Genomic DNA, 12,849 nt, shown 5'->3' with positions numbered 1-12,849 from the left:
CGCAGAATCCAGCGACCCTCGACGACGACCGGGCTGCGGCGTTATCGAGCCGCCCAGTCGGCGATGATCTTCGGCCACTGGGCGCCGAGCGTGTCGATCACATCGTTGTGACCCGCGCCGGGCACCACGATCAGCTGTTTCGGTTCCCGCGCCGCCGCGTACAGGCGTTCGGCGTGGCGCAGCGGGAGGAGTTCGTCGCGGTCACCGTGCATCATCAGGACCGGGACGCGCAGGTTCGCGATGTGCCGCAGGCTCGGATACGCGTTCGGGATCAGCGGCGCGGGCAGGAACGGGTAGACCGAACGCGCGGCGGCGCGCATGCCGCTGAACGTCGACATGAGGATCATGCCCGCGGGCGGATATTCGCCCGCCAGTTCGAGCAGTACCCCGCCACCGAGAGATTTGCCCAGGTAGTAGACCCGATCGGGATCGACTTCGGGTTGCTCGAGCAGGGCTTGGCGGGCAGCTCTGGCGTCGAGGTAAGTGCCCTGTTCGCTCGGGGTGCCCGTGCTGTGGCCGAAACCGCGGTAGTCGAAGGCGAGCACGTCGAAGCCGGCGTCGACCAGCAGCGCGATGATCGAGACGCGGTCGCCGATGGTGCCCGCGTTGCCGTGCGCGTAGAGGATGTGACCGCGGGGGCGCTCGGCCCGCACGAACCAGCCGTGCACATCGACGCCATCGGCGGTGCGCATGGTCAGATCGCGATAGTCCAGGCCGAGCGCCGCCGGGGTCTGGGCGACGTGCTTGTCGGGGTGGTAGACCAGCGCGTTGAGCACGCGCGTCGCGGGATGCCGGATCATTTGCCGCGGCCCGCCTGGAAGCCGAAGTCCCAGTTGTACAGGCGCGCGATCTCCACGACACCGCCGCCCGGTTGCCCGGCGGGCGGGCGGACGAAGCTGCCCTCGCGGCGCACCACGAACTCGCCGTCGACGTTCTCGAGCGCGAACAGCACCGCGTCGCGGGAGTTGTCGGTGCAGCCGTCGAGCGTCATCTCGATGGGCGCGGAATTCACGGTGTGCAGGGTGACGGTGGCGTGCACATTGCGGAAATCGCTGGCACCGTCGTAGATCGAGGCGAACACGAGGATGCGGCGGATGAACTGGGTGTAGTCGAGATTGACCGACAGGTTCTCGCCGGTGATGCTGGCACCGGTGCGGTCGTCCTGATCGAGGTGGATGAACGGCGGTTCGTAGAGGGCGCCGAAGCGGCGGTCGAGGGCGCGCACGGAACCGATCGCGCCGTTGACCAATTCGAAGAAGCAGCACAGGTCGAGGTCGATGTTCTTGCCGCGGAGTTTCCCGAAGAGGCGGCCGGTGGCGGCCATCGAGGTCCAATTGAGGTTCACGCGCATGACGCCGCCGGTGGCGCCGTGTTTCGTCAGGGAGACCGACGGGGCTTCCTTGGTGAGCGAGACCTTGGCGAGGTCGACCGGAGGTGGTGGGGGCGGAGCGAACTGGGGGTTGCGCTGGGGTGGGATGCCGGGCTGGTTCGGCGGCGGCGCGTACTGCTGCTGATTCGGCGGGAACACCGGGGTCGGCGGGCTCGGCGGCGGGGTGTGGGGCCGGTTCGGCTGAGGCGCGGGGATGAAGGGCTGTGTCGGCGGGGCGTACGACTGTTGCGGAGTCGGCTGCCCCGAGCCGAACGGCTGCGGAGGCGCGGGAGGCGCGGGAGGCGCGGGAGGCGCGGGAGGCGCGGGAGGCGCGGGAGGCGCGGGAGGCGCGGGAGGCGCGGGAGGCGCGGGAGGCGCGGGAGCATCGTCGACGGAGATGCCGAAATCGGTAGCGAGCCCGGCCAATCCGCTGTCATAACCCTGGCCGACCGCGCGGAACTTCCACGCACCCTGGCGGCGGTACAGCTCGCCGAGCACGAACGCGGTTTCCGTGGTCGCCCCGCTGCTGTCGAACCGCGCGACCTCGGCGCCGTTCGCGGTGTCGATCACCCGGATGTAGAGCCCGTGGAACTGACCGAAGGTCCCCCCGTCGGCGGACGCGGCGAGCACGATCGTCTCGATCTGCGGCTCGACCTGCCCGAGATTCACCGAGAGCGCGTCGACAACGGTGTGTCCCTGCTGTTTTCCTTCGTGCCGCACCGCGCCCGAGGGATGCACGGCCTGGTTGTAGAACACGAAGTCGTCATCGGAGCGCACCTTCGCCCCGGCGAGCAACAGCGCGGACGCGTCGGCATCGGGCACACCCGGCCCCGACTGCCAACCCAATTCGACGCGGACCGCGGAAGCAGGCACCGCGACATTGGCACCTTTCATCATCGACACACCCTCCAACCTAGCCCGCCCCCGGTCCGAGCCCAACCGCTCGCCCCCACTCCCCGCGCACCACCGCCGAATTCTGGCGTCGTGCCGCGAAGGTGGATCCTTGCGCCGACTACGCGTGCCGGTCGTGATCGGCGGCGCGCCACCGGTAAGCGACAGCGGCCGCACTCGCGTCGCAGCGCCGGGTTCGTCAGACGTGAAACAACCTGAGGGACAACCGCTCACGACGAAGGCCGCCCGGCGGAACCGGGCGGCCTTCGGATGTCGGGTGAGGATCAGCCGCGCAGTTCGGCGCCGACCGCGGTGGTGGCCGAGGCGACGGCGGCGTCGCGGGCGGCGCTGGCCTCGTCTTCGGTGAGGGTGCGGTCGGGGGCCCGGAAGCGCAGGGCGTAGGTGAGGGATTTGCGGCCCTCGCCTGCTTGGGCGCCTTCGTAGACGTCGAACAGAGCGATGCTCTCGAGCAGGTCGCCGCCGCCGGTGCGGAGCGCGGTTTCGACCTGCGCGGCCGGGACGGTCTTCTCGACGCTGATCGACACGTCCTGCAGGACTGCCGGGAACGCCGAGATCGTCGGCGCGGGCAGGGATTCACTCAGCGGCAGGGCGTCGAGGTCCACTTCCAGCGCGCAGGTTCGCGGCGGCAGACCGGCGCGCTCCAGGACGGCGGGGTGGAGTTCGCCCGCGTGGCCGACGACCACACCGTCGACGAGCAGTTCCGCGCAGCGACCGGGGTGCCACGGGAGGTAGGCCGCGGCCCGGCGTTCGATGACCACACCCGCCGCGTCGGCGATGTCGTCGACCAGCGCGAAGGCATCGGCGGCCTCGGCCGCACGGCCCGGGCCCCACGGCCCGCGCGGGTCGTGCTTACCGCTGAGCACCGCGACGACGTGCACCGGCTGAGCGGGCAGCGACGCTTTGAGCTCGGCGATCTGCTCGTCGGTGGGACGACGGTCCACCGGCAACGCCTCGACCGAGTGGGTCTGCGCGCCGGGCTGCACCACCTGGGCGATGCCGTAGATCGTCAGGTCGCGCGCACCGCGCGAGATGTTGCGGGCGGCCACTTCCAGCAGACCCGGCAGCAACGTGGTCGCCAGTTCGGGGCGGTCGCTGTCGAGGGGGTTCAGGACGCGGGTGGTGTTGCGGCGCGGGTCGTCGGCGTCGAGCCCCCACACCTCGAATACGCCACCGGGCAGGAAGGCCGGCGGCGGCACCTCGACGGCACCGGCGAAGGCCAGCGCCCGGCTCACCGCACGACGACGCTGCTGCTGCGCGGTCAGACCGCGACCGCCGGGCGCGGTCGGCAGCACGGACGGGATCTGCTCGAGGCCCTCCAGCCGCAGGACTTCTTCGACCAGGTCAGCGGGCTGCGAGAGATCGGGGCGCCAGCTCGGCGGGGTCACCAGCAGCTGGGTCTTGCCCGCGTCGTTGACCTCGATCTCGACGCCCGCGCCGATCTGGGCCAGCCTGCGCACGGAGGTGCCCGCCGGGTAGGTGACGCCGGCGACGCGGTCGGGCAGGTCGATGTCCATCGCGATCGGCGCGACCGGCTCCAGCGGCACCCGGATGTCGGTGAGCGCGGATTCGATGGTGCCGCCGGTGATGTCGGCGAGCAGGGTGGCGGCGCGGTCGAGCGCGACGATGTTGATCTCGGGATCGACGACGCGTTCGTAGCGCTTGCCCGCCTCCGAGGAGAGCTTGTGCCTGCGCGAGGTCCGGTACACCCGCAGCGGATTCCAGACGGCGGCTTCCAGCACCACGTCGGTGGTCTCCGCGCCGACCTCGGTGCTCGCACCACCCATGACACCGGCGAGGGAGATGACGCCGGAATCATCGACGATCACCACGTCCTCGGCGTCGAGGGTGCGCTCGGTGTCGTCGAGGGTGCGCAGGGTCTCGCCCTTGTGCGCCGAGCGAACCACCAGACCGCCGTGCAGCTTCGCGGCGTCGAAGGCGTGCAGCGGCTGACCGAGTTCGAGCATCACGTAGTTGGTGACGTCGACAGCCGGGGAGATCGGCCGCATGCCCGACAGCATCAGTCTGCGCTGCAACCACAGCGGGCTCACCGCGTTCGGGTTGATCCCGGTGACGCGGCGCACGCCGAAGCGGGTGCAGTCGGCATCGTCGTCCAGGCGAACGGGCCAGGCCTCGGAGTCGGCCTCCGGCAGCGTGCGCACGGCGGGGTCGGCGTATTCGAGGTCGAACCCGCAGGCCAGCTCGCGGGCCAGGCCGCGCACCGAGAAGCAGTAGCCACGATCGGGGGTGATGTTGAGTTCGATGATCGTGTCATCGGTGCCGAGCAGCACGTTCGCGTCGTCGCCGGGCTGCGCGGAACCGGGCTCGAGCACCAGGATGCCGTCGTGATCCTTGCCGATGCCGAGTTCGGCGACCGAGCAGATCATGCCGTTGGAGGTGTGACCGTAGGTCTTGCGCGAGGAGATCGTGAACCCGCCGGGCAGCACACCACCGGGCAGCACGACCACAACGAGGTCGCCGACCGCGAAATTACGCGCGCCACAGACGATTTCCTGCAACTCAGGGTTGCCGACGTCGACCTTGCAGAAGCGGATCGGCTTCTTGAACTCGGTCAGTTCGGTGATCTCGGCGACGCGGCCGACGACCAGCGGCTTGTCGATACTGCCGCCGATCGGCTCGAGCTTGTCGACCTCTTCGACTTCCAAACCCACCCGGACGAAGCCCGCGTCGAGCTCTTCCGCCGACACCGACCACTCGGGGGTGGTGCGCTGCAGGATCTCGGTCAGCCAGGACTGTGCTACTCGCACTTGACGTTTCGCTCTCTCTCTAAGACCGGATACCGAAGGGCAGGGTGAACCGCACGTCACCCTCGACGATGTCGCGCATGTCGGCGATGGTGGTCTGGAACTGCAGGGTGCGCTCCATGCCCATGCCGAACGCGAACCCGGAATACACCTCGGGATCGATGCCGCTGGCGATCAGGACCTTCGGGTTGACCATGCCGCAGCCGCCCCACTCGATCCAGCCCGCGCCGCCCTTCTTGTTCGGGAACCACACGTCGACCTCGGCCGACGGCTCGGTGAAGGGGAAGTAGTTGGGGCGCATGCGAGTACGGGTCTCGGGGCCGAACATGGCCTGGGCGAACGCGTCGAGGACACCGCGCAGGTGCGCCATGGTCAGGCCCTTGTCGATCGCCAAACCCTCCACCTGCGAGAACACCGGGGTGTGGGTGGCGTCGAGCTCGTCGGTGCGGAAGGTGCGACCGGGGCACGCGACGTAGATCGGCACCTCGCGCTCCAGCATGGACCGCACCTGCACCGGTGAGGTGTGCGTGCGCAGCACCTGGCGCGAACCCTCGGGGGCGATGTGGAAGGTGTCCTGCATGGTGCGCGCCGGGTGGTCGGGCAGGAAATTCAGCGCGTCGAAGTTGAAGTGCTCGGTCTCCACCTCGGGACCCTCGGCGACCTCCCAGCCCATGCCGACGAAGAAGTCGGCGATCTGCTCGGAGATGACGGTGATCGGGTGCCGGGCACCCACGGGCCGACGACGGGCGGGCAGCGTGACGTCGATCTTCTCGGAGATGAGCACCGCCTGATCGCGCTCGGCCAAGAGCGCGGCACGGCGCGCCTCGAACGCGTCCGATACCCGCTTACGCGCGACGTTGACCCGCTTACCGGCCTCGGCCTTCTCCTCCTTGGGCACACTGCCCAGACCGCGCTGCGCGAGCGCGATCGGCGACTTACCGCCGATGAAGTCGGTCTTGGCGACCGCCAGCGCATCCAGATCGGCCGCCGCGGCAAACGCCTTCTCGGCCTCCGCCGCCGCTGCCGCGAGTGCCTCCTCGGTCAAAGAGGCGTTTTGCTCGACTCCACTGTTGTCGTCGGCCACGATCTTCTCGACTCTCCCCTGGGGATCGGTTCGCGGGCGCGTCATTGCCATCCCGCATCGGTGCTGCGTAAATCCTATGGGATGGGGTTGACGCGATTCATCCGGATTACTCGCGACGCGATCAGCGCAGGTCGGCAGGGTCGCGAGACAGACCCATCAGCGCACTGGAGGGCGCGGATCCACAGCGCAGGTCGCGCGAATTCTCGCACCCGGTTCCGGCGCGGGTTGTCGTCGACCGCGAACCACATGGATGCCACTCGAACATCCTGTGCGGGAAGTTCAGTGGCTCGCGAGCAAACTCGCGCACAGCCTTCGTATGGGATCCTGCAATCGCGGCCTGACCGATCTGGTCAGGGGTCGTGCGCGGCTACTCGTCGTATCGGGGCAGGCAGGCAGTGTCGAGGGACAACCCCAGGGGATCGAGGAGGCTGATCGGGTCGCCGTATATGCCTTCGATCAGTTCGGCGTAGCCGCCTGCGGCGGGACCGGCGAACAATGCCCAGCGGCCGACGCGAGGGTCGATGACGAGCAGGGCGCGCACGCCCGCCGCGGCGTACCAGCCGTTCTTGCCGTTGATCTGCGCCGCCCGCTCCGACTTCGAGATCACCTCGACGGCGAGTTCGACATCGAGGGGGTCGGCGAGCCAGTCATCGTCGGTGTCCCAGGTATCAGGGAGGATGACCAGGGCGGGAGTGCAGTAATCGTCGTCATCATCGGGCATCGCGATCGAGGTGACCTCATATGCGGCCAGCCCATTCGGCATCGATGCCTCCAACTGCTGACGCAGTCGGCGGATGGACCCCGTGTGTTTTCCACGCGGGGTCGGTGACGTCACGAGCGCCCCTCCCAGAATCTCGACACGCAGACCGGTCGCGCGTTCGATCTCCTCGGCGACCTCACGAAGGTTGCCGGGCCGAGGATGCATCGCGGGAAGGGTCATGCGGTCGCTCCATTCGTGCGGACTGCTGTGGTCAACGATACCGCGACCTGGTCGAGCCAGTGATCAACCGGCTCACCGCGGTGACCTGGCAACGAATTCCTCCACGGTCCCCACGGAGCGCTCCGTACCGCGCGATATCGGAGCTGCGCGCGGCGTCGGGTGTTGTGCCTGAAATCGGCTGTTTCTCAGGGCAATCGGAAAGCATTCCGAATTCGAGGGAACCGAATGGGATCGGGGCGCGTCCAAATGAGCAAACACACCAGCGTGTTCGACTCGAGAACAGGACGACTCGATGGCTGAACAGACCGGCGATCCGACGTCTCCGCGGGGGCGGCGTGCTCGACTCACCGCTGCGGGGAGCGGGCTTGCGTTGTGTGGCTTCGGGATTCGGCCCGTGGGGCGGCGTCCGTTCCCGCGTGCGGCGGGGTTGTGCGCGCACCGGCCCGAACAGCAGGCGGCGCCCGAGCAGGGCCAGCACCCGGACAGTGTCGGATGACAGGGCCGAGCGGCCGTCGGGTCACGTCGGCGAGCGCACTGTCCTACGTTCGATTCCAGGCTGCGCAGCCCAATCGACACGGTCGACATCCGGGCGTGTTCGGCCTGGTGAACGGGCTGTGGACCGCAGGGCACCTGAGTGCCGGGGAGGTGCGGTTCCGCCGGGGCGGCAACGATTGGTTCAGCGAGAATCTGACGAATCCGAGTGACGTCGACCCGGGGGTGTACGACCGCGCACGGCATCCAGGTGCCGCCTCGTGGTTCAAGGCGAGCGCGGTGTCGATGATCGAGCGGGTCGAGGGATACCTCGCGATCCTCGACGCGCACGGCGTCGAATGGGAGCGGTTGGACTCCGCCGCACCGGGCACCATCATCTATGACGATGCCGAGCAGGTGGTTGTCGTGCCGTTCGGCGACAACCACCTGCTCAGGGAACCGATCAGCGGCTATCGCGCGGGCTGAGTGTGCCGGGGCAGGAACGCTGCCACCACCGCTGCGCAGGCGACCAGGGCGGCACCCACCCACACCGCAGGGACGAGGCCGTCCACATAGGCCTGGGGGTCGGTGTAGGAGCCGTGGGAGGCGAAGACCGAGGCCAGGACGGCGATGCCCATGGCGACGCCCACTTCGCGAACGGTGCTGCTGATGCCCGACGCCATGCCCTGGTCGGCGGGGGAAGCGCTGGCCATGACGATGGTGGACGAGGGCGCGAAGGTGAGGCCCATGCCGATGCCGCCGAGGACGAACGGGGCGACGAAGGCGAGATAGGGGACGTCGGCGGTGGTGATCATCGCCATCCAGCCGAGGGAGACGGCCAGGCAGAGCTGGCCGATCGCGATGAGGGTGCGGGCGCCGACGCGGTCGACGATCAGGCCGGCCAGCGGTGCGACGACCATCGGGACCATCGTCCACGGCATCGTGCGGATGCCCGACTCCAGCGGTGAGTAGCCCTGGACCACCTGGAAGAACTGGGCGAGCAGGAAGATCGAGCCGAAGACGCCGGACGAGAACCCGAAGGACACGATGAAGCTCAGGCTCAAGCCGCGGGATCGGAACATGCGTAGCGGGAGCATCGGATCGGTGGCATAGGTCTCCCAGACGACGAACGCGACGAGCAGCACGGCGCCGCCGATCAGCGCGGTGAGAACCTGCGGTGCGGTCCAGCCGTCATCGGCACCGTGGATGACACCCCAGACCAGCGCCAGCACGCCACCAGCTGAGAGCAGCACGCCCAAGTAGTCGAGTTTCCGTGCGGCGCCCCGTGATTCGGACAGCATGCGGGCAGCGAAGGGCAGCGCCAGCAGACCGATCGGGACGTTGAGCCAGAAGATCCACTGCCAGTTCAGGCCGTCGACCACCGCACCGCCGACGACCGGCCCGACGGCGACGCCCAAGCCGGCGATGCCGCCCCAGATCCCGATCGCGGCGCTGCGCATCTTCTCGGGTACCGCGGCGGCCAGCAAGGTGAGCGACAGCGGCATGACGGCCGCACCACCGACGCCCTGCACCGCACGGGCGGCGATGAGCATCCACGGCTCGGTGGCCAGCGCGCACGCCGCGGAAGCGACGACGAAGATGCCGATTCCGGCCAGGAAGACCCGGCGCCGGCCGATCCTGTCGCCCAGGGCCGACGCCGACAGCAGCAGCGCGGCGAAGGACAGCGTGTAGGCGTTGATGAACCATTGCAGGTCCGACAGCGACGCTCCCAGTTCGGTTTTGATCACCGGGAGGGCGTTCGTCACGACGAGGTTGTCCAGCGTGACCATGAACATCGGAATGCCGACGGCGGCGATCACCGCGCCGAGCGGCTTGTTCTTCGCCCCGGAGTTCGGTGGCGTCACGGCGGCTCGCGCGCCGCCGGATTCGAGTGTCTGCGTCATGCCAAACCCTTAGTTGTTATTGACTGATAACTTCCTCGCTTATCGTTATGCATCGACTGATAACATGTCAAGAGGCATTCGAACGAGGAGGCAGTGACGCCCATGACGAGAACCCGGATGACCGCGTCCGAGCGCAGCGCCCAGGTGCTCGAAGCCGCGATCCATGCCTTTGCCGAAACCGGCTATGCCGCAACGAAAACCGATGAGATCGCTCGGCTGGCGGGAGTGTCGCAGCCCTACGTGATCCGCCTGTTCGGAACCAAGCAGCAGCTGTTCATCGCCTGCCTGCTGGAGGTGTGTACGCGCATCGAGCAGGTGTTCCGTGACGCCGAGATCACCCCCGGCGCCGACACCTCGGAGGCATTGCGCACCCTCGGCCACGGCTTCGATGTCTTCCTGGCCGAACGCGAACTCCCCCTCGTACTGCTGCACGGCGCCGCCGCGAGCGCGGATCCGGCGATCGGCGACCACATGCGGGAGCGATTCGGGCGCATCTATCGCCTGATCGGCGAACTCACCGGCGCCGACACACTGGAATCGCGCCGCTTCGTCGCCACCGGCATGCTGCTCACCATCATGACCGCGATGCAGGTCGCGGGCAGCGATGCGATCACACTCCCCTGGGCCACCGAAATCCTCACCGACCTGCGCAGTGCCACCACCCCCTCGTGCTGAGGCCGGTCAGCGCGCGAGCAGCGCGGACCAGTTCTGCGCATCGGCCCAGTCCGTGAACGAATGCCAGGCGACGTCGGGGTACGCACGACGCAGGCCGCTGACATCGACGTCGAGGCCGACGGTGGCGAAGTAGTCGAACATGGCGGCCAGATCCTCGGAATGGCCGCGAACGTAGTCGAGCGGGACTTCGTGGTGCGCGATCGGACGGCCGAGGGCGACAGCCAGGGCGGCGGCGAGCCGGTCCGGGGTGAGTTCGTCGGCGGCGATGTCGATGCGGCGGCCCGCGAACTCGGCGCGGCGATCGAGGGCGAGCGCGGCGAAGGCGCCGATGTCCTCGGCACAGATCAGCGTGAGCGGGCGATCGGCGGGCATCGGCCAGGCGAAGGTGCCGTCACGGAGGCCGTCGAGGGTCCAGCCGGTGGCGTAGTTGTCCATGAAGGCGGCGGGCGCGATGACGGTCCACGGGACGCCGCTCGCCCGCAGATGCTCTTCGATCGCGAATTTGCTGTCGTAGTGCGGGATTCCGGTGGCGCGGTCGGCATGCGCGGCGGAGGTGAAGACGATGTGGCCGACATGTGCGGCACCGGCGGCATCGATGAGGGTGACGCCGTGGCGGGTTTCGGCGGCGGTGTCGGTGCCGAACGGCGTGGTCACGGCGAAAAGGGAGTCGACACCGGCCAGGGCGACGCCGAGGGAGCCACGGTCGTCGAAGTCGGCGTAGTGGATCTCGGCGCCGAGATCGCGCAACGCCACCGCGGCGGGGCCGTCGGGAAATCGGGTGAGCGCGCGGACGCGGTGACCCAGGGTGAGCAGGGCGCGAGCGGTGGCGCCGCCCTGTGCGCCGGTGGCACCGGTCACGGCGATGGTGAGCATGATGTTTCCTCCGGTATGATTTGCTGTGTGGCACATTAACTGTGTCATGCAGCAATCTATCCGTTTTAACTGCGTCGCGCAGCTGATAAGGAGTGTGATCCGGATTACAGAGCAGAGTCGACGTGCCCGCTACGCGGAGTTGTCGCGCGTCTCACGGCAATACATGGCCTCGTATGTCCTGTTCAATCAGGCAGTCGCCGACCATCTGGGCCTCCACCCCACCGATCTGCAATGCCTGAGCCTGCTCACCGCGGAGCCGCAGCCACTCACCGTCAAACAGATCGCCGATCTGACCGGACTCACCACCGGCTCCGCCACCCGATTGGTCGATCGACTCGAACGCGACGGCTATGTGATGCGCGAACCCGACGCCGAGGATCGCCGCCGGGTGCTGGTCTCCCCCGTACCCGAGCGCGTCGCCCGCGTCACCGCCGTCTGGGACGACCTCGGCGAGGGCTGGGAGGCGCTACTCGACACCCATACCGAGGACGAGCTCGCGGTGATCACCGATCACATGCGCAAGGCCGAGCAGCTCAGTCACACCCAGATCGACTATCTCCGGGGCCGCGCCGCACCGGCGTGAGAACTACCTCGCGTGCTGGACGCGAGCGCTCGCATAGAGGCAGATAGCCGCTGCCGCAGCCAGATTCAGGCTTTCGGCGCGGCCGTGGATGGGGATGCGGATGCGGTGATCGGCGCGGGCGGCGACGGCGGGGTCGAGGCCATGTGCCTCGTTGCCGAAGAGCCAGGCGACCGGTCCGCGCAGGATGTCGTCGGCGGCGTCGAGGTCGACTTCGCCGTTGGCGGCGGTCGCGAGGATCGTCACGCCCGCGGCGGAGATCGCGTCGAGAGTCGCGGTGATGTCGCGGCTGCGGGCCACGGGGACGTGGAAGAGGCTGCCCGCGCTGGCGCGCACGCATTTGCCGTTGTGCGGGTCGACGGTCTCGCCCGCCAGCACCACCCCGTCGGCGCCGACCGCATCGGCGACCCGGATCAGGGTCCCCGCGTTGCCGGGTTCGGCGATCTCCACCGGGACGGCGAGCATCCGTGGGCGACCATCGAGAATCTCACCGAGCGGCACGTCGATGAGTTCGCACACCGCGACCAGGCCGGGCGCCGTGACGGTTTCACCGAGATGTTCGGCGGCGCGATCGCTGACCAAGGTGGTACGGACGCCGTCGGCGGTGGCACCGGCGATCAGCGCGTTCTCACGACCGGCGGCCGCGAGCGAATAGAAGATCTCCCGGACGCGGCCGGTCTCCAGAGCGGCGGACACCGCGTTGGCCCCCTCGGCGAGGAACAGGCCGGACTTGCGGCGCTGGGCCGCGCGCTGGAGCTTGACAGCGGAAACGACCCGCGGATTGCGCTCGGAGAGCGCGTCCACGGGCCGTTCCGACAGATCGCTGTGTGTTGTCAAGCTCAGGCAGCGGTGGCCGGGGCGTTGACGTCGGCCGGCAGCGCGGCCTTGGCGACAGCCACCAGGCCGGCGAAGGCCTCAGCGTCCGAGACCGCGAGCTCGGCGAGGATCTTGCGGTCCACCTCGACACCAGCGGCCTTGAGGCCCTGGATGAAGCGGTTGTAGGTGATGTCGTTCAGACGCGCGGCGGCGTTGATACGAGCAATCCACAGCTTGCGGAAGTCACCCTTGCGCGCCTTGCGGTCACGGTAGGCGTAGGTCAGCGAGTGGAGCTGCTGTTCCTTGGCCTTGCGGTACAGGCGCGAACGCTGGCCCCGGTAGCCCTTGGAGGCCTCGAGGATGGAACGGCGCTTCTTCTGAGCGTTGACGGCCCTTTTGACGCGTGCCACTGTGATAGTCCTTGATCATCTGGGGGCGCGGCGGCGCCCGAATTCGGTAGTTG

Annotated in this window: 12 protein-coding genes; 3 read left to right on the top strand and 9 right to left on the bottom strand. The window is 68.5% G+C overall.

Translation table 11 applies throughout. The annotated features are described in order from the left end of the window. Nucleotides 1-41 precede the first annotated feature (41 nt). The 5 genes from ACFVVI_RS31900 to ACFVVI_RS31880 all read right to left on the bottom strand — a co-directional run bounded on the left by ACFVVI_RS31900 (nt 42) and on the right by ACFVVI_RS31880 (nt 7,067). Nucleotides 42-800 (bottom strand): alpha/beta hydrolase, encoded by a 759-nt coding sequence (locus ACFVVI_RS31900; protein WP_387448119.1) that lies wholly within the window; start codon nt 798-800, stop codon nt 42-44. Further along, nucleotides 797-2,266: a TerD family protein gene (locus ACFVVI_RS31895; RefSeq protein ID WP_387448117.1), complete on the bottom strand. Its 1,470-nt coding sequence runs from the start codon at nt 2,264-2,266 to the stop codon at nt 797-799. The genes ACFVVI_RS31900 and ACFVVI_RS31895 overlap by 4 nt, the downstream gene beginning before the upstream one ends. A 278-nt stretch (nt 2,267-2,544) precedes the next feature. Beyond that, a complete protein-coding gene (gene pheT / locus ACFVVI_RS31890) occupies nt 2,545-5,046 on the bottom strand; it encodes a phenylalanine--tRNA ligase subunit beta (protein ID WP_378994147.1) in 2,502 nt (833 codons plus the stop codon). Between the two features lie 19 nt (nt 5,047-5,065). After that, on the bottom strand, nt 5,066-6,127 hold the full coding sequence (gene pheS, locus ACFVVI_RS31885) for a phenylalanine--tRNA ligase subunit alpha (protein ID WP_067457595.1): 1,062 nt from the start codon (nt 6,125-6,127) through the stop codon (nt 5,066-5,068). Nucleotides 6,128-6,494: 367 nt separating this feature from the next. Then, a complete protein-coding gene (locus ACFVVI_RS31880) occupies nt 6,495-7,067 on the bottom strand; it encodes a Uma2 family endonuclease (RefSeq protein ID WP_387448115.1) in 573 nt (190 codons plus the stop codon). Nucleotides 7,068-7,559: 492 nt separating this feature from the next. Here ACFVVI_RS31880 and ACFVVI_RS31875 point away from each other — a divergent pair, with 492 nt between their 5' ends. Beyond that, a complete protein-coding gene (locus ACFVVI_RS31875) occupies nt 7,560-8,024 on the top strand; it encodes a hypothetical protein (protein ID WP_387448113.1) in 465 nt (154 codons plus the stop codon). Here the strand turns inward: ACFVVI_RS31875 and ACFVVI_RS31870 are convergent. Beyond that, nucleotides 8,009-9,442, bottom strand: a complete 1,434-nt coding sequence (locus ACFVVI_RS31870; protein ID WP_378994141.1) for a DHA2 family efflux MFS transporter permease subunit — start codon at nt 9,440-9,442, stop codon at nt 8,009-8,011. The two genes, ACFVVI_RS31875 and ACFVVI_RS31870, sit on opposite strands and share 16 nt — an antisense overlap. A 102-nt stretch (nt 9,443-9,544) precedes the next feature. Here ACFVVI_RS31870 and ACFVVI_RS31865 point away from each other — a divergent pair, with 102 nt between their 5' ends. After that, the gene (locus tag ACFVVI_RS31865) at nt 9,545-10,117 is read left to right on the top strand and encodes a TetR/AcrR family transcriptional regulator (RefSeq protein ID WP_387448111.1); all 573 of its coding nucleotides are present in this window, start codon (nt 9,545-9,547) and stop codon (nt 10,115-10,117) included. A gap of 6 nt (nt 10,118-10,123) precedes the next feature. Here the strand turns inward: ACFVVI_RS31865 and ACFVVI_RS31860 are convergent, their stop codons facing one another. Beyond that, entirely contained in the window at nt 10,124-10,990 is an 867-nt protein-coding gene (locus ACFVVI_RS31860) for an NmrA/HSCARG family protein (protein ID WP_379315240.1), read from the bottom strand. 94 nt (nt 10,991-11,084) lie between these two features. Between ACFVVI_RS31860 and ACFVVI_RS31855 the strand changes: the two genes are divergently transcribed. Next, on the top strand, nt 11,085-11,573 hold the full coding sequence (locus ACFVVI_RS31855; protein WP_378994134.1) for a MarR family winged helix-turn-helix transcriptional regulator: 489 nt from the start codon (nt 11,085-11,087) through the stop codon (nt 11,571-11,573). Nucleotides 11,574-11,576: 3 nt separating this feature from the next. On the opposite strand, the gene ACFVVI_RS31850 is transcribed toward ACFVVI_RS31855, so the two are convergent. Both ACFVVI_RS31850 and rplT read right to left on the bottom strand, forming a co-directional pair. Further along, entirely contained in the window at nt 11,577-12,374 is a 798-nt protein-coding gene (locus ACFVVI_RS31850) for a TrmH family RNA methyltransferase (protein WP_378994132.1), read from the bottom strand. 35 nt (nt 12,375-12,409) lie between these two features. Next, nucleotides 12,410-12,796, bottom strand: a complete 387-nt coding sequence (rplT, locus tag ACFVVI_RS31845) for a 50S ribosomal protein L20 (protein WP_019046423.1) — start codon at nt 12,794-12,796, stop codon at nt 12,410-12,412. Nucleotides 12,797-12,849 lie beyond the last annotated feature (53 nt).

It is taken from the genome of Nocardia sp. NPDC058114, assembly GCF_042884695.1.
Taxonomy (GTDB): Bacteria; Actinomycetota; Actinomycetes; order Mycobacteriales; family Mycobacteriaceae; genus Nocardia.
Note: the sequence above shows the minus strand (reverse complement) of the source record. Positions and strands in the feature narration are given on the sequence as shown.

Excerpts from the sequence above, each read along its gene's own strand:
- ACFVVI_RS31900 (WP_387448119.1), bottom strand. The coding sequence starts at position 800 with ATGATCCGGCATCCCGCGACGCGCGTGCTCAACGCGCTGGTCTACCAC.
- ACFVVI_RS31895 (WP_387448117.1), bottom strand. The coding sequence starts at position 2,266 with ATGATGAAAGGTGCCAATGTCGCGGTGCCTGCTTCCGCGGTCCGCGTC.
- ACFVVI_RS31880 (WP_387448115.1), bottom strand. The coding sequence starts at position 7,067 with ATGACCCTTCCCGCGATGCATCCTCGGCCCGGCAACCTTCGTGAGGTC.
- ACFVVI_RS31875 (WP_387448113.1), top strand. The coding sequence starts at position 7,560 with ATGACAGGGCCGAGCGGCCGTCGGGTCACGTCGGCGAGCGCACTGTCC.
- ACFVVI_RS31870 (WP_378994141.1), bottom strand. The coding sequence starts at position 9,442 with ATGACGCAGACACTCGAATCCGGCGGCGCGCGAGCCGCCGTGACGCCA.
- ACFVVI_RS31865 (WP_387448111.1), top strand. The coding sequence starts at position 9,545 with ATGACGAGAACCCGGATGACCGCGTCCGAGCGCAGCGCCCAGGTGCTC.
- ACFVVI_RS31860 (WP_379315240.1), bottom strand. The coding sequence starts at position 10,990 with ATGCTCACCATCGCCGTGACCGGTGCCACCGGCGCACAGGGCGGCGCC.